The organism is Chryseobacterium bernardetii, from assembly GCF_003815975.1.
Classification (GTDB): domain Bacteria; phylum Bacteroidota; class Bacteroidia; order Flavobacteriales; family Weeksellaceae; genus Chryseobacterium; species Chryseobacterium bernardetii.
In genome coordinates this window covers 4,204,935-4,219,608 of the sequence record NZ_CP033932.1, presented here as the reverse complement: position 1 = coordinate 4,219,608, position 14,674 = coordinate 4,204,935, and the positions used below count along the sequence as shown (strand labels likewise).

Here is a 14,674-nt window from a genome sequence, read left to right as displayed (position 1 = left end):
ACACAATTATCTCTCTTTGTTTAGTAGGCTATTCAGTGCTTCATACAAATCAGGAAACTTAAACTGAAAGCCTGCATTCTGAAGTTTTTGAGAAGAAGCCCTTGAGCCTTCCAGGATTGCATTTGCCAGCTCACCAAACAGGATTTTTAAAACAAAGGTTGGAACGTTAGGCATAAATAAAGGTTTTTTCAGTACCTCAGCAATTTTTTTGGTTAATTCTGAATTGGTTGTATGCTGGGGGGAAACCGCATTATAAGCTCCATGGAAGCTCGTGTTTTTAAGAGCGAACTCATAGATAGAGCAAATATCTTCAATATGGATCCACGGCATATATTGTTTGCCGCTTCCCAAAGCCGAACCAATGCCATATTTTATAGGAGGAAGCATTTTCTTTAAAGCTCCATCCTTTTCAGAAAGAACAACAGCTGTTCGTACCTTAACAACTCTTTCTGCAAGGTTCTGCTCTTTAAAATGATCGGCAGCTCTTTCCCATAGAACAACAACTTCACTGAGGAAGTCGTGGCCTGGCGGATCTGTTTCAGAATATATTTTTTCAGTAGTTATTGTTCCGTAAAAATTAATACCGGATGCAGAGATAAAAGATTTTAGTTTAATCTCTTTTTTTCTTAAAGTATTTCGTAATAATGCGGCTGAATCTACTCTGCTGGAAATCAGTTCTTTTTTTCTTTCCGCCGTCCAGCGCTTTTCTGAAATATTGGCGCCTGCCAGATGAATAATGTGGGAAATATTTTCGAAGGCAGATTCATCAATGGTACCCTTTGTGATATCCCATTCATATTCATTTACCTGTCTTTTTTTGCGGGTAAGGAACCTTACCTCAAATTCATTTTCAATCTTTTTTGCCAGTTCTTTTGCAATAAGACCGCTTGCTCCGGTAATCAAAACAACTTCTTTCATACATATCTATTTTGTGGTGGTATAGGATGGTTATGCCTGATTTTTAACGATCAGAATGAAATCTTCTTCCAAAAGCTTATAACCGTAATCATAAATAAACTTGTATTCGGATCCGTTTTTATAAACTTTTATGTTGGTGAAATAATCAAAATCAAAGCCGAGACTGTCTAGTTTGGATTTGGCAACTTTTGTTTTCCCATCAATATTTACTTCCGTAAGGATTCTGTAATTCTTACGGAGTTTATTATTGATATTTCGCATCAGATTCGTAGAATCTTTGTTCTGCTTGTTGTTATAGGCGTTCCGGCAGGCATCATTGCAGAATTTTTTATCAGACCTCCCGATGATTTTTTCGCCACATTCCAGGCAATTCATAATTTATTTTTTCATTTTATGCCCATGAGCATGTTTTTTCTTTAACAATCTAACAAACCTGCTGTGTGAAGGATAGCTCCTGTTGGAGGTTATATTATTGAAAAACAAAGCCACAAGCAGCAGGATAATACACCCCGAAAGAACCGGAGAGATAACGTACCAATATCCTAATTCCGGAATTTTCCCCGTAGAGCTTACCGCAATAAGAGCTGTTGCTCCGCCTGGCGGATGCAGGGTTTTGGTATACTGCATCAAAACTATAGAAAAGGCTACAGCCAATGGGGCAGAAAGCCATATAATATCCGGAACAATCTTAAAAACTGTAACGCCAACCAATGCAGAAAGCACATGCCCTCCCACCAAATTTCTGGGTTGAGCCAGCGGACTTTGGATAGCTCCATAAATAAGAACACTTGAAGCTCCAAAAGAACCGATCAGGAATATATTTTCCGTCTCCGGTAAAGAATGAGACTGTATAAAGGCAATTAGTCCAATTCCGAAAAAAGCACCTAAAAATGACCAGAAATGTTCCCTGTAATCAACAAGTGTTTCTTTATAGATCACATATTTCGAAACTCTGTATGTTCTTTTTATGGCCTTCTTCATTCAGGTTGTTCTTCTTTATTTGTATTTTGAATAAATGGTTCTTGTAAGACAAAGATACATAATTATCCGTTTGTAAATGGATAGTATTAAGGATGATTTATGCTTTATTAATCATAGTTCCTAAAAAATATTTATTTAAGGCGAAATTATATGAAAACATGAACACATTGCTGCAAAATAAAATATTTTCTTGTTCTTAAAACGTATATCAGTCTTTTACTTATAAAATTACTCAATAAAGCTTTGTAGCCACAATTACATACTTTTTTATTGTTGTTTTTTTATTAGAATTTTATACAACTTACTTGTTTTCATTTAAATATATTTAATTTTTATTTCACAGTATTGTGTTTTTTTGTAAATTCGATATGAAAAAATTAAAAAACATAGCCATGAAAAATTCTAATTTATTTATTAGCATTTTATGCTCTTCATTCGCTTTTGCTCAGGTAGGGATTAATACAACAAGCCCTCAGGGAGTTTTAGATGTTACCTCAGCTAATTCTGCTGTTGTTCTCACCAGAAATGCCAACCCTCCTGCAAATGTTACCGCACCTACCGCAGGAATGGTTATTTATGATTCTAGTAATAAAACACTTAGGTACTACAACGGCACACAGTGGAGTACTGTCATTTCTTCCCAAACCCTTACAACAGCTAATGAAGGAGTGGTAAAGCTGAACAGTGGAGCAGGTGTAAAACCTTCATTTGCATTCAGATCTTCCGGAGGAGTTCCTTTAATGACTTACCAAAACATTGTCTATCAAACTCCAATGAACATTGTGACAGACTTTGCATCATCTCCTACAACCACATGGCCGGAAAATATTATCAACCCGGTACCCGGAGATATATATGATTCGGCAACAAATCGGTTTTTAGAAAACCCTATTGCCGGACAAGTTCATATGTGGAGAGTTATTGTAAGTTATGCCAACAAGAATAATGGTTCTGTAGCCTTCGTAACGGTAAACCTTTCAAATCCTGTTCCGCCTTCAACATTTTCAATAGATCAGACCGCTGTTGCTCCTAATGGGGTAACCTCCGGAGATCTTGTTTTTTACCTGGTGAGTGTTGCCGATCCTTTATCTATAGGCAGCGGATATCTTATTAAAATAAAATCTGATACCCCATTGGATGCCACTATCAGTAGTATAACAAGGATTTCTCAGGCCAAAGATTAATCTTATTATTAAAACTTAATTTCAAATTTAACATGTGTCAGGCAAGAACAAGTTGCTCAGGTTTGTTCTTGTTTTTTATACGCAATAGATAACAATCTAATACGATTATGAAAAAAAACATTAAACCGGAGTTTACTTTTAAAATGTTTGAAATACTCGGTGGTTTATGGCTAACCGGATGTGTAAAAACAGCTGCTGAACTCAATATTGCAGATTTACTGGCCTCTGGTCCTAAAACTATTTCTATTCTTGCAGAAGAAACACAATCGCATGAAGCCCAACTGTATCGGGTAATGAGAGCGTTGAGTGGTGTAGGAATATTTGAAGAATCAGAAAATAAAACTTTTACTTTGAACGATTTCGGAGCTGCCCTGCAAACCGATGTTCCCGGAACAGCAAAAAATTTTGTTCTGACCATTATGAATGAACATTTTCCGGCTTACGGAGAGCTTACCTACGCAGTCCAGACCGGTGAGGTTCCTTTTGAGCGCATCCACGGATTAAGTCTTTGGGAATACAATAAAAAAGATCCGGAAATAGGGGAGAATTTCGGAAAAGGTATGACCGGAATGTCCGGGATGGAGCTTAATGGGATTATGGAAAATTATGATTTCAGTCCCTACAAAAAAATAGTAGATATAGGTGGTGGTAACGGGGTTCTTATTCATACTATCCTGGATGCCAGCCCTGGCGGCCATGGAATTATTTTTGATGAAGCCCATGTAATTGAAAAGACAATTCAGCTTATTCCTGAACATTTAAAAGAGAGATGTACGGTAGCTGTTGGAAGTTTTTTTGAAAAAATTCCGGAAGCTGCAGATTTGTATACCATGAAATGGATTATGCATGATTGGAGTGATGATGAATGCGTACAGATCCTTAAAAATTGCTGTCACGCTATGCCCAAAGGCGCAAAGCTATTGATCATAGATGCTGTTATTCCGGATGATTCGCTTAATACACCTCATATTGCCAAACTCTTGGATATTGTGATGATGTCCTGCCTCACAGGAAGAGAAAGAACACTGGATGAGTTTAAACAGCTTATACAAAAAGCAGGATTAAAGTTTAGCCGCTTTGTTGATATAGGAACACCCAGCAAAAGTATTGTTGAATGTGAAAAAGCCTGACCTGAAAACTCAAAAGATTTATACATTATTTATTCAAAAGAAAATCAGGATAGAACTTCTATCCTGATTTTTATATCTTGGTATCAGCAGGCTAAACAAATGATGCTATCAATTACTTTTTCAATCTATTGATTTCCTCTTTTAGCAGGCTGATGTATTCCTGCATTGTTTTAATGATTTCTATGCTTAATTCATTTGAGAAATTATTAACATTATTTCCAATAGCACCAGATGCTCCCGGACTATCATTAAAAACCGGATTATTTACAACAATATTTGGTTCATCTTCTTCGTAAATCTCTTCTAAAGTAACATCTAAAAACTTTGCAAGTTTAGCCCATTCTGCTTTTGTTATCCCTACAGTTCCAGCTTCTTTCCTGCTATAATTAGATACATCAGTTGGAAGCATATCAGCAATTTGTTGCTGAGTGAAGCCTTTTTGTTTTCTTACTTCACGTAATTTTACTTTTTGCATGTTCGACGTTTTTACAAATTTGCAAAAAATAACTTATAAAATATAGTGGGTTTCAAAATTTTTATCAACAAAAATAAAATTTATTATTCCTGTATAAGCTCGCATTATTCCTTTTTATTCTTAAAATATTTTAGGATTTTTTACCATAGAATACAAAAATTATTCAACAATTTTAATTTTATTTACCCGACTACAAACGACTACAAACGAATTTAAATAGTTTATAACCGGCTGGCTTCCGGTGATATCGCAAACTTTGCAACAGAGATTTGAGAAAACAGTGAACGTCTCATATCTGGAGTACTAATCATTAAATCTAAAAGTTATGTCACTAAGAAACAAAGTAACATTAATTGGTTACACAGGTAAAGAAGTTGAAATGGTAAACTTCGACAACGGAAATGTAAAAGCAAGTGTATCTTTAGCAACAAGCGATCACTACACCAATGCTAAAGGTGAGAAAGTAGAAGAGACGCAATGGCACAATCTTATTGCCTTCGGGAAAGTTGCAGAAATTATGGAAAAGTATGTTCCTAAAGGAAAAGAAATTGCCATTGAAGGTAAGCTTACGTACAGATCTTATGATGATAAAGACGGCGTAAAGCGTTACATTACGGAAATTAGAGTAGATGAGATCCTGTTGTTGGGAGGTAAATAATTCTAAAAACTCAAATGATGAAAGTAAAAGTTTTTAAGATCAGGCTTTCTGAAGAGCTTCTCTACAAAGATCAGAAAATGCTTGACGATTTTCTGGAAAGAAATGATATTATAAAAGTGGAAACTGCTTTTGTAAATGACGAATGTTATTGGTCTGTGATCCTGTATTTTGAAGAACTAAAATTGGTGAAAAATACAGTAAAAGAACCAAAAATGGCAAAATACTCTGCAGAAAATGATTTTTTGAACTCTGATGAAGAAAAGATTCTTGATGCCCTGAAGCTTTGGCGGTCAGAGAAAGCAAGAGAACAAAATCTGCCAAGCTACTTCATTGCAAGTAACAAAGAGCTTATGTCTGTAGCCAAGTATAAACCCGCCAGAAAAGAAGAACTGCTGGAGATTAAAGGATTCGGAAAACATAAAATTGAAAATTACGGTGAAGAAATACTGGAAATCCTTGAAAGTATCTGATTTTTCGGAATAGAATGATCTTATGAACTCTTAAAGCTGGGGAAGATTGCTTCTTCAGCTTTTTTATGCTGTGTAAAGTCCCTGCAATTCCGTACTTTTGTACCTATCAAAATGACATACAATAAATGAAGCCAAGTTTAGCAAAAGGAACGAGAGATTTTACAGCACAGGAAGTTTCCAGAAGAAAATATATCATCAATATTCTACAGAATAATTTTGAATTATTCGGATTTCAGCCATTGGAAACACCAAGCTTTGAAAACCTTTCTACTTTAACAGGAAAGTACGGAGAAGAAGGAGACCGTTTGATTTTTAAAATTCTGAACTCAAGTATTAATGAAGCCAAGGAAGAGAAAAAACATCAGATGCTTCAAGACTTTCAGAGAGCATTGGATAAACCTTTCAGTTCAGAAAGCTTAACGGATAAAGCACTTCGTTATGACCTTACTGTACCTTTTGCCAGATTTGTAGCCATGAATCACGGGAAATTAACGTTTCCGTTCAAACGCTTCCAGATACAGCCGGTGTGGAGGGCAGACAGGCCTCAAAAAGGAAGATACAGAGAATTTTATCAGTGTGATGCAGATGTAGTAGGAAGTGAAAGCCTGCTGCAGGAGGTAGAGCTTGTTCAGTTATACCTGAAATCATTTGCTGATCTGAAAGTTCCCGTTACCATTCACATGAACAACAGAAAAATCCTTTCCGGATTAGCAGAATATGCAGGAATTACTGATAAGCTTATTGATTTTACAGTAGCTTTGGATAAGCTGGACAAAATAGGAAAAGAAGGCGTTGTTAAAGAATTGTTAGAAAGAGAGATTTCTCAGGAATCTATAGATAAATTAGACTTCTTATTCAGCCAGTCTGATGACGCTCTGGAAAATCTTCTTCAGTTAAAAGAAAAATTTGCAGGCAACGAGATCGGGCTAAAAGGAGTAGAAGAGTTGGAATTTGTACTTACACAATCTATGAACCTTGGGGTTGACATGCAGAACCTTGTATTCAATATTACTTTAGCAAGAGGGCTTGATTATTATACGGGAGCAATCTTTGAAGTGAAGGCTGATGAAGTGGCGATGGGCTCCATTGGCGGTGGCGGTAGATATGACAACCTTACAGAAGTTTTCGGGGTGAAGAATATCCCGGGAATTGGTATTTCATTCGGGTTAGACAGAATCTATCTTGTAATGGAAGAACTGAACCTTTTCCCTGAAGAAGCTTCTTCTAAAATAGAATACTTATTTGCTAATTTTGGGGGTGAGGAAACTACAGAAGCTCTGAAATTAATTATGCAATTGAGAGCCAAAGGTATTTCAGCAGAATTATATCCTGAAAATGCAAAAATCAACAAGCAATTTACTTACGCTGAGAAAAAAGGAATTAAAAACCTTGTTTTCTTAGGAGAAGAAGAAATTAAAAATAATACAGTAACCTTCAAGAATCTTGAAGCCGGAGAACAGAAAACTGTTTCTTTGGATGAGTTTTTAGGATAATATTTTTATATATAGCACAGAACAGCTCGGGATTTTAAATCCTGAGCTGTTCTGTTTTTAGAAAGGAAGATTTAAAATATTGTCTAAAAAGGGCCTTAAAAATTAAAATTCAATCAGAAATTAGATTGAATAGTAGGTTTACAGAAAGAAATTACAAGAACAAGAGAAAAAATAGAAGATTTGAATATTTTTGAAGGCAAATATAGAATCAGAATTTGTAATTTGGGCTGAAAGAAAAAACACGCTAAAGCTGTTTTGCTTATAGCATTAAAAATTAAAAACCAGATGAATACTATTTGCGCATTATGCGGAACCCCGCTAACGTCTACAGATATGCTTATTGGTAGAAATAAGCTGGCAGATGGAGGCTATTTGTGTGCCGTATGTTTTAATAAAGCAATTACGATCAATAGCGATCTTATCAATAACTTACATCAGTTCTATTTCTCTGAAATAACAGGAATATTTCTTAAAAATAAAATTGATGCAAGCCAGAACCCCGGAAGTTCTTATTCTGGAGCAGGCAATTATACATATGATGCTCCTACCAGATTGGATGACATAAAAGATCAGATTGTGGCTCTTAAAGCAAGATTAAGTGTTTTAGCCAATGAAGAAGTGAATGAACTGGATAAAGTGCTGGATCAGAATGAAAGATTAATCGCCATTGCAGAATGCGTAAACCTCCATAATAACAGAGAAGGGATTATTTTTTCAACCCAGTGGAGAGTGATTTTTATGGATAAAAAATTCCTGGGCGGTATCGTTAAAAACGAATATACACATAAAGATATTATTTCTCTGGAACAGGCTGAAAACCTTTTATATTCAGTATTAAAAGTCAATACCAGAGGAGGGACTGTTGAATTTAAATTGCATAATAAAGGTGACGGAAGAACATTCTGTGATACGGTAAACAGTCAGATCAGAGAGCCCGAAAGAACAGCCGGTAATCAGCCGGTGCAGCCGCAGTCATTCTATCAGAATATTCAGAACTCTGTCCCTCAAAATATACCTAATAATGCTCCGAAAGGATCTTCGGAAGATATTTTTGAGCAATTGGAAAAGCTCGGCAAGCTAAGGCAGATGGGCATTTTAAGTGAAGAAGAATTTACGGAGCAGAAGAAAAAACTGCTGAATAAATTATAAAAAATAAGAAATGAATAACAGTTGTTCATTATGTAATACAGAGTTAACCTCCATGGATAAGCTTCTGGGCGAGAATAAGCTTTCAGATGGTGGTGTATTGTGTAATAAATGTTTAGATAAAATAAGTTACCTTAACCAGGAAGTGCTTTATAATCTTAATCAGTTCAATATTAATGATATTCATCGTATTATTCAGAATAAAAATCCAGAACAGAATACCTCTGTGGTAACACAGCAGGAAAATCTTCCTATGGCCATTGCTGAGGAACCGGAAAATATCTCTAAGGAAGAATATAAAAGAAGAAAACAGAAAATTAAAGCTGAGCTGGAGAGGCTGAATGCCAATCTTTCTGTATTCACAAAAGGAGAAATCAAGGAACTTCCTTCCCTGATTTCTGAGGAAGAAAAAATCCTGGGAATTACAGATGCCCAGTTTATTAATACCCTGGATGCAGGCATATTGGTGGCAACAACCCAAAGAATACTTTCTGTATCAAAATCTATGTTTGGAGCCGCAAAAATTAACGACTTCCTTAATGAAGCAATTAAATCGGTAAGCTTTGTAACGCATCCAAGATCACCAATCATTAAACTTCACTTAGAAGAAAGGGTGGTGGAGTTTGAATGCTATATGGATAAAGAAGATTCCGAAAAGTTCTATGATATTATAAGATCTATTTATAACAATCCGGTACAGCAATCTCAGTATAAGCCACAAGCGGATTCTGCCATTGACAATACAAGAACAAACCCAACACTTTCCTTTGAAATTCTTGAACAGTTAGAAAAACTTGGAAAACTGAGGGAAAATGGTATTCTTACTGATACCGAATTTACAGAGCAGAAAAGAAAATTGCTGGGGCAATTAAAATAAATCTTTACCACCTTAATCATGAAAGATAAAACAGAAATTGTAAAAAGCTGGCTTAAAGGATGGTGCTTGTCAAGGGAAATTTCCTTTCCTGTTGAATATAAGTCCGGGTTTAATGTATTCGTGGGAGATGAGAAACAAAAAGAGCGATACGTGTTTCCTGAACTTAATGATGATTTTTTTCAGCTGGCCCAGTCAATTGATGAACCCTGGGTTTATCTTAAAGTAAGTACTTCGCCTGATCAATTTATGGGAAATATTCCTGGAAAATGGCAGTTACAGGCACAAGGATATATGATGACCTGTTTTCATCCTATGGTCTTCCCAGAGATCAGTCTTGCAAAAGGATATCACCTGGAGTTTTCTGAATATAATACAACTTTTGTGATAAGAATTGTAACAGAAAATGGAGAGCAGGCTTCAATTGGACGTGTTTCTTTGATAGATGACGTTGCTGTTTATGATAGAATTGTTACCGAAATAAAACATCAAAGGAAAGGGCTTGCCTCTTTTTTATTAAAAGAACTGGAGAAGACAGCATTATCAAAAGGGTTTACTCATAATCTTCTTGTGGCTACAGAAGAGGGTAAGCTATTATATGAAAGTTTAGGCTGGAAAGTGTACGCTTTGCATTCTTCTATTGTCATTCCATCTTAGTGAATATTCATTGAATTGAAAAGATATATTAATTTAGACACATAAGCTATAACCATGGGATCAAGACTTGACGAAATAAAAGAAGAATTAGAAAAACTGGACATCAATCCTACTATTTTTGCCAGAAAGGAAATCCATGCATTACCGGATATTCTTTCCATAGATGAAAAAATAGTTTACCTTGTTGAAGGCAGAAATAAAACCACACAGCACCATATCATTTTAGTGGCTACAGACAGAAGACTCATGTTTGTAGATAAAGAATTTATGTATGGATTAACAGTGGAGGATTATTCTTATACCAAAATAAGCTCAATACAATATGAGACTGCGGTGATGCTGGCTTCTATAGATATCCAGGTTTCTGATGATCTGGTTGAGATAGATGGAGTAGGAAAATATGAAGCTAAACTCTTTTGTGAAAAAGTAAGGGATTTCATGTCCCGCCCTGAAGAATATTTTCCTAAGGCTGAACCTACTGTTCTAGATCAGTTGGAACAGCTGGGAAGATTAAAGGCTAACGGTATTTTAAATGAAGAAGAGTTTAACGAACAAAAGAAAAACCTGTTGAATAAATTAGCCTGAGTTCAGCTAATTTTTAATTAAACACAAGTTTTTTATTTTGAATCATAAACTGTTGAAGCTATAAAACAAAAAGTCATCGCAAACTACTACGATGACTTTTTTCTATATGAATGTTAAAAACTACTGTCTGTTTTTTTTAGTTTAAAGAATCTTCGGCTTTTGTTTTCACCTCGTCTACTTTATTCTGAACCTGGGAAGCAACATCATTGGCTTTGCTCTTAAGGTCATTTCCCCATTTATTCAGATTATCTTTTGCTGTATTGATTTTGTCTTTTACAGCTTGTTGATCTTCAGGGCTTGAATTCTTATATTTCCAATAAGCTAATGCACCTAATCCTAGTAAAGCTAATAAGCCTTTTGTTTTATTTCCCATGATTTCTATTTTTTTAAAGATATTAATATTAAAATTTGTTATTAATACATATGTAAAATACGTGCCAAAAAATTAGACAGAATTATAAAATAATGTTAAAATTAAGAAAAGATGTCGAAATTTTCACCGTCAAAACTGGCGAAAACCATAGTAGGATAGGAGTCCTGATGATAAATATTTCCATCTTTATCAATGGCAATGGCACCTGCAAATCCGTCAATCATTTTAAGTTCGTCAAAAGTTTTGCTGAAAGCAGTTTTAAGGCTCATTCCATCTGTTACACGGGTAACAATTTTAGCAGCCGTGGCATTGCTTACAATATCTTCTCCTACACCGGTACAGCTTACTGCACAGAATGCATTGGCATAATTTCCGGCCACTGTGGCAGAGTCTGAAATTCTTCCAGGGATCTCAAAACCTTTTCCGCCTGTAGAAGTGGCAACAGCCAGTTTCCCTTCTTTGTCAATAGCTACACAGCCTACTGTACCTTTGCCGCCGTTATTCAGTTTGGCTTCATATTCTCTTCTTCTCTGTGGAATTTCTGTTGAAAAATTCTCGAATCCATGTTCTTTGGCGTATTTTTTTGCTCCCTGTCCGCCTAAGACCCTGTCGTCTTCACCAATCAGGTCTTTTGCTACAAAAATTGGATTTTTTACATCCTGAATATTAATGACACCACTTAATTTTTGTGTTTCACCATCCATAATAGCCGCACTCATACGGATCACTCCGTCACTTTGAATCTGCGAGCCAATTCCGGCGTTGTACAAAGGATCATCTTCCAGCAAAGAAACGGCATAGGCTACCGTATCAAAGGCGGAATGAGTCTGAAGATAACGAAATGCTTTTTCAGTAATTTCTTTTAAAGAGTTCTGTTTTGCCGTCTTTACTTCGTGGCTTTGGTCACTTTCTGAGAAAAAGCCTCCGTGGATGATGATTTTCATAGGATAAGAGTTGATGAATATTTTTACGAAGGTAATTTATTAATAAAAGATAAAAGATAAAAGATAAAAGATAAAAGATAAAAGATAAAAGATAAAAGATAAAAGATAAAAGATAAAAGATAAAAGATAAAAGATAAAAGATAAAAGATAAAAGATCTTGTTGGTAAACTTCTTTTTATCCATACGGATAGCAACATCAACAGGGTTGGTCTTTCCCTTTGTTTTAATTCTTAACAGTTTTTATAGTATTAATAATAGTTTGGATTCCTACGGAATGACAAATATTGTTTGTATCATGTATTTTGAAAACCTGACTTCTTTTTGTCATCCTATGTTTGCAAAATATTAGATTTAACAAACAAAAAGGAAAAGAGAGTAAAGAATAAGGTTATCAATTGTCATTAGTCTCACAGACCGTTCGGAATGCTAATCCCTTTACTCTTTTACTACCAAACCTGAACAGATCATTAGGTAACAAGCCTGTATTTAGGATAGATAGGTAATAGTAGTATTCTCTTTCCTGTAAAATTATAGGTATGGGTAAAATTATAGGAATTGACATTAGTAAGCAAGTTTTTGATGTAAGCTTTTTGGAAGGGAATCTTTGGAAGCATAAGGTCTTAAGCAATAAATTATTAGGTTTTGAAAAACTGATAACCTTCATTGAAAAAGAAGATATAGTAGTGATGGAAGCTTCAGGTACTTATTATCTTCCTTTAGCAGAATATCTTTATTCACAGGGGATTAATGTAGTGATAGAAAATCCTCTTTCCATCAAACGTTATGCTCAATCAAGACTCAAACGAGCCAAAACGGATAAAGCAGATTCGAAGGTTATTGCTGAATATGGCAAAAAGAATTTGGATGAGCTGAGTTTGTGGAATCCTGAGAGTAAAACGTGCATCAGAATTCGTCAAATGCATACAAGAATCCAAATGATTCAGAAACAAACCAGTCAGACTTATAATCATTTAGAAGCTTTCAGAAGCAGTGGTTTTCTGGATGAAAAGTTAGAAATAGAAATGAACAATTCCATAGAACAACTTCGACTAGGAAAAGAAATATTGGAATCGGAGATAGAAAGGCTGGCCTTGGAAGAATTTGAACAAACCATTGAATGTCTTACCAGTATTCCCGGAATCGGAATAAAAACAGCTATTATGCTCATTGTGATTACAGATAATTTTAAAAAGTTCGAACATCATAAGCAACTCATTGCTTTTGTAGGATTCAGTCCTCGGATTTATGAAAGCGGAAGCAGTGTGAGAGGACGCTCAAGTATTTGTAAGATGGGTAAATCTCAGATCAGAAAGCTATTGTATCTATGCAGCTGGTCAGCCAAACGCTGGAATAAAAAACGTAAAGAAATGTATGAAAGACTTATCACAAAAGGAAAAGCAGAAAGAGTGGCAAAGATAGCTCTTGCCAATAAACTCTTAAAACAAGCATTTGCTATCGGAAAGAATAAAGAAAAATATAGAGAAGATTTTTGTTAAATAATTTGCTTTTTAACACAGATCATTCCGAAGGAATCTCTATAAATTTATTAGTAACAATTTGAAAGATAAAATATTTTGTTGTTAAACCTCTTTATTCATATATATTAATATCAATATCAATAGGGGCGGGCTTTAGCCCGCTCAATAAATAAGATATTTCAATTCCACTGGCTTTAGCCAAAACTTATTTTATGGTCTGTTATAATTAAGGTAGTGAAACAAAAAAAACGAAACCGAGGTTCCGTTTGTATAGCTGTATTTGTTGCTCTATTTATCTTGTGGAATGGGATTGAACTGTGAATTCTCAATCGTCAGTGTTTTAGTTGTTAGATCATAATGATCATTCATAGACATGACATGAACCGTTAAATTATCAATAGAAATAGGTTCTCCAAGATTAATATTAGTCAAGTTAGTATCCTTAATAAATCTTCCGTCAACTAAAATCACAAGTCCTGAACCTACAGCAGTCATTACATCATTATGAATGAAAAGTCCTGTATCTTCCCCCAGTCCGATTCCTAAAGTTCTTGGATTGTTTACTACTGCCTGGAAAAGACGTCCGATTCTGCCTCTTTGTACAAAATGCGTGTCAATGATAACATTATCAATTAATCCCAAGCCCTGTGTAGTTTTAATTTCTCCTTTTAATAGAGCCTCAGAGCTGCTTCCCTGGTAGATCATATTTTCAGAAGCGGCAGCAGCGCCGGCTGAAGTTCCGGAGTAAATAAAATCCTGCTCCTGATATTTTAAGAGAATGGTATCGTGAAATCTTGTCCCACCCAGAATGGATGTCAGTCTTAGCTGATCTCCACCGGTAAACATCATCACATCTGCAGCATTGGCTCTGGCTACCATAGCATCAGAATTAGCTTCTTCACGGTTATGGATATCAAGGATATTTACGTTTCTGGCACCCAGAAACTCGAATGCCTTTTTATATTCTGCACCTACGATCTGAGGAATTTGGGAGGCCGTTGTTACGATTTCAATTACAGAATCTTCCTTATGTTTTGATTCATTGATAATCTTTCGCAAAATTCCACGCTCAAAAAAATTAAGATTCTTTTCAATATTCTGATCATAATCGGTTTCAGCAAAGCTGCCTTTATTTACAGCACCTCCGATAACTATTAATTTTCCTACAGGTTTAGTCATGGTACAAAATTAAAAAATAATTAACATGTTTGGCGAATTTTATGCCATCTTTAGTTGATTTTTAATGTTTTATAAATGTTAATTAAATTTAATTATTTTTTAATAAATCTTCAAATGTGGTGTGGTTTT

17 protein-coding genes are annotated in these 14,674 nt (G+C 35.2%); 10 read left to right on the top strand and 7 right to left on the bottom strand.

Going from position 1 to position 14,674, the window contains the following annotated elements; translation table 11 throughout:
• Nucleotides 1–6: 6 nt before the first annotated feature.
• Genes EG339_RS19205 through EG339_RS19195 form a run of 3 tightly spaced genes read right to left on the bottom strand, consistent with a single transcriptional unit; the run spans nucleotide 7 to nucleotide 1,899 of the window.
• Nucleotides 7–918 carry a TIGR01777 family oxidoreductase gene (locus EG339_RS19205; RefSeq protein WP_123871514.1) on the bottom strand — a complete coding sequence of 304 codons (912 nt, stop codon included), beginning with the start codon at nucleotides 916–918 and terminating at the stop codon, nucleotides 7–9.
• A gap of 30 nt (nucleotides 919–948) precedes the next feature.
• Entirely contained in the window at nucleotides 949–1,293 is a 345-nt protein-coding gene (locus tag EG339_RS19200) for a hypothetical protein (RefSeq protein WP_123871513.1), read from the bottom strand.
• 3 nt (nucleotides 1,294–1,296) lie between these two features.
• Nucleotides 1,297–1,899, bottom strand: coding sequence for an HPP family protein (locus tag EG339_RS19195; RefSeq protein WP_123871512.1), 603 nt, complete (start codon nucleotides 1,897–1,899; stop codon nucleotides 1,297–1,299).
• A 392-nt stretch (nucleotides 1,900–2,291) separates the two neighbouring features.
• Here EG339_RS19195 and EG339_RS19190 point away from each other — a divergent pair, with 392 nt between their 5' ends.
• Both EG339_RS19190 and EG339_RS19185 read left to right on the top strand, forming a co-directional pair.
• Nucleotides 2,292–3,083 (top strand): hypothetical protein, encoded by a 792-nt coding sequence (locus EG339_RS19190; RefSeq protein ID WP_123871511.1) that lies wholly within the window; start codon nucleotides 2,292–2,294, stop codon nucleotides 3,081–3,083.
• A 107-nt stretch (nucleotides 3,084–3,190) separates the two neighbouring features.
• Nucleotides 3,191–4,213 carry a methyltransferase gene (locus EG339_RS19185; RefSeq protein ID WP_123871510.1) on the top strand — a complete coding sequence of 341 codons (1,023 nt, stop codon included), beginning with the start codon at nucleotides 3,191–3,193 and terminating at the stop codon, nucleotides 4,211–4,213.
• Between the two features lie 112 nt (nucleotides 4,214–4,325).
• On the opposite strand, the gene EG339_RS19180 is transcribed toward EG339_RS19185, so the two are convergent.
• Nucleotides 4,326–4,688 (bottom strand): helix-turn-helix domain-containing protein, encoded by a 363-nt coding sequence (locus EG339_RS19180; protein ID WP_123871509.1) that lies wholly within the window; start codon nucleotides 4,686–4,688, stop codon nucleotides 4,326–4,328.
• 325 nt (nucleotides 4,689–5,013) lie between these two features.
• Between EG339_RS19180 and EG339_RS19175 the strand changes: the two genes are divergently transcribed.
• From EG339_RS19175 to EG339_RS19145, 7 genes are all read left to right on the top strand, one after another.
• Nucleotides 5,014–5,346, top strand: a complete 333-nt coding sequence (locus EG339_RS19175; protein ID WP_123871508.1) for a single-stranded DNA-binding protein — start codon at nucleotides 5,014–5,016, stop codon at nucleotides 5,344–5,346.
• Nucleotides 5,347–5,360: 14 nt separating this feature from the next.
• Nucleotides 5,361–5,816, top strand: coding sequence for an HRDC domain-containing protein (locus EG339_RS19170; RefSeq protein WP_225718379.1), 456 nt, complete (start codon nucleotides 5,361–5,363; stop codon nucleotides 5,814–5,816).
• A gap of 125 nt (nucleotides 5,817–5,941) precedes the next feature.
• Nucleotides 5,942–7,309 carry a histidine--tRNA ligase gene (hisS, locus tag EG339_RS19165; protein WP_123871507.1) on the top strand — a complete coding sequence of 456 codons (1,368 nt, stop codon included), beginning with the start codon at nucleotides 5,942–5,944 and terminating at the stop codon, nucleotides 7,307–7,309.
• A gap of 285 nt (nucleotides 7,310–7,594) precedes the next feature.
• Nucleotides 7,595–8,458: a PH domain-containing protein gene (locus EG339_RS24575; protein ID WP_228459655.1), complete on the top strand. Its 864-nt coding sequence runs from the start codon at nucleotides 7,595–7,597 to the stop codon at nucleotides 8,456–8,458.
• Between the two features lie 10 nt (nucleotides 8,459–8,468).
• Nucleotides 8,469–9,332 carry a PH domain-containing protein gene (locus EG339_RS19155; protein ID WP_123871506.1) on the top strand — a complete coding sequence of 288 codons (864 nt, stop codon included), beginning with the start codon at nucleotides 8,469–8,471 and terminating at the stop codon, nucleotides 9,330–9,332.
• 18 nt (nucleotides 9,333–9,350) lie between these two features.
• On the top strand, nucleotides 9,351–9,986 hold the full coding sequence (locus tag EG339_RS19150) for a GNAT family N-acetyltransferase (RefSeq protein WP_123871505.1): 636 nt from the start codon (nucleotides 9,351–9,353) through the stop codon (nucleotides 9,984–9,986).
• Nucleotides 9,987–10,040: 54 nt separating this feature from the next.
• Complete coding sequence (locus EG339_RS19145) at nucleotides 10,041–10,571, top strand: PH domain-containing protein (protein WP_123872727.1); 531 nt, start codon at nucleotides 10,041–10,043, stop codon at nucleotides 10,569–10,571.
• A 136-nt stretch (nucleotides 10,572–10,707) separates the two neighbouring features.
• On the opposite strand, the gene EG339_RS19140 is transcribed toward EG339_RS19145, so the two are convergent.
• Together EG339_RS19140 and EG339_RS19135 are read right to left on the bottom strand one after the other, a co-directional pair.
• The gene (locus EG339_RS19140) at nucleotides 10,708–10,944 is read right to left on the bottom strand and encodes a YtxH domain-containing protein (RefSeq protein WP_123871504.1); all 237 of its coding nucleotides are present in this window, start codon (nucleotides 10,942–10,944) and stop codon (nucleotides 10,708–10,710) included.
• Nucleotides 10,945–11,045: 101 nt separating this feature from the next.
• A complete protein-coding gene (locus EG339_RS19135; RefSeq protein ID WP_123871503.1) occupies nucleotides 11,046–11,888 on the bottom strand; it encodes an isoaspartyl peptidase/L-asparaginase in 843 nt (280 codons plus the stop codon).
• Nucleotides 11,889–12,424: 536 nt separating this feature from the next.
• Between EG339_RS19135 and EG339_RS19130 the strand changes: the two genes are divergently transcribed.
• Nucleotides 12,425–13,384: an IS110 family RNA-guided transposase gene (locus EG339_RS19130; protein ID WP_123871502.1), complete on the top strand. Its 960-nt coding sequence runs from the start codon at nucleotides 12,425–12,427 to the stop codon at nucleotides 13,382–13,384.
• Nucleotides 13,385–13,654: 270 nt separating this feature from the next.
• On the opposite strand, the gene EG339_RS19125 is transcribed toward EG339_RS19130, so the two are convergent.
• The gene (locus EG339_RS19125) at nucleotides 13,655–14,545 is read right to left on the bottom strand and encodes a cyanophycinase (protein WP_066694737.1); all 891 of its coding nucleotides are present in this window, start codon (nucleotides 14,543–14,545) and stop codon (nucleotides 13,655–13,657) included.
• Nucleotides 14,546–14,674 lie beyond the last annotated feature (129 nt).

Excerpts from the sequence above, each read along its gene's own strand:
- EG339_RS19130 (WP_123871502.1), top strand. The coding sequence starts at position 12,425 with ATGGGTAAAATTATAGGAATTGACATTAGTAAGCAAGTTTTTGATGTA.
- EG339_RS19205 (WP_123871514.1), bottom strand. The coding sequence starts at position 918 with ATGAAAGAAGTTGTTTTGATTACCGGAGCAAGCGGTCTTATTGCAAAA.
- EG339_RS19190 (WP_123871511.1), top strand. The coding sequence starts at position 2,292 with ATGAAAAATTCTAATTTATTTATTAGCATTTTATGCTCTTCATTCGCT.
- EG339_RS19180 (WP_123871509.1), bottom strand. The coding sequence starts at position 4,688 with ATGCAAAAAGTAAAATTACGTGAAGTAAGAAAACAAAAAGGCTTCACT.
- EG339_RS19185 (WP_123871510.1), top strand. The coding sequence starts at position 3,191 with ATGAAAAAAAACATTAAACCGGAGTTTACTTTTAAAATGTTTGAAATA.
- EG339_RS24575 (WP_228459655.1), top strand. The coding sequence starts at position 7,595 with ATGAATACTATTTGCGCATTATGCGGAACCCCGCTAACGTCTACAGAT.
- EG339_RS19135 (WP_123871503.1), bottom strand. The coding sequence starts at position 11,888 with ATGAAAATCATCATCCACGGAGGCTTTTTCTCAGAAAGTGACCAAAGC.
- EG339_RS19140 (WP_123871504.1), bottom strand. The coding sequence starts at position 10,944 with ATGGGAAATAAAACAAAAGGCTTATTAGCTTTACTAGGATTAGGTGCA.
- EG339_RS19195 (WP_123871512.1), bottom strand. The coding sequence starts at position 1,899 with ATGAAGAAGGCCATAAAAAGAACATACAGAGTTTCGAAATATGTGATC.
- hisS (WP_123871507.1), top strand. The coding sequence starts at position 5,942 with ATGAAGCCAAGTTTAGCAAAAGGAACGAGAGATTTTACAGCACAGGAA.
- EG339_RS19155 (WP_123871506.1), top strand. The coding sequence starts at position 8,469 with ATGAATAACAGTTGTTCATTATGTAATACAGAGTTAACCTCCATGGAT.
- EG339_RS19175 (WP_123871508.1), top strand. The coding sequence starts at position 5,014 with ATGTCACTAAGAAACAAAGTAACATTAATTGGTTACACAGGTAAAGAA.
- EG339_RS19150 (WP_123871505.1), top strand. The coding sequence starts at position 9,351 with ATGAAAGATAAAACAGAAATTGTAAAAAGCTGGCTTAAAGGATGGTGC.
- EG339_RS19200 (WP_123871513.1), bottom strand. The coding sequence starts at position 1,293 with ATGAATTGCCTGGAATGTGGCGAAAAAATCATCGGGAGGTCTGATAAA.
- EG339_RS19145 (WP_123872727.1), top strand. The coding sequence starts at position 10,041 with ATGGGATCAAGACTTGACGAAATAAAAGAAGAATTAGAAAAACTGGAC.
- EG339_RS19170 (WP_225718379.1), top strand. The coding sequence starts at position 5,361 with ATGATGAAAGTAAAAGTTTTTAAGATCAGGCTTTCTGAAGAGCTTCTC.
- EG339_RS19125 (WP_066694737.1), bottom strand. The coding sequence starts at position 14,545 with ATGACTAAACCTGTAGGAAAATTAATAGTTATCGGAGGTGCTGTAAAT.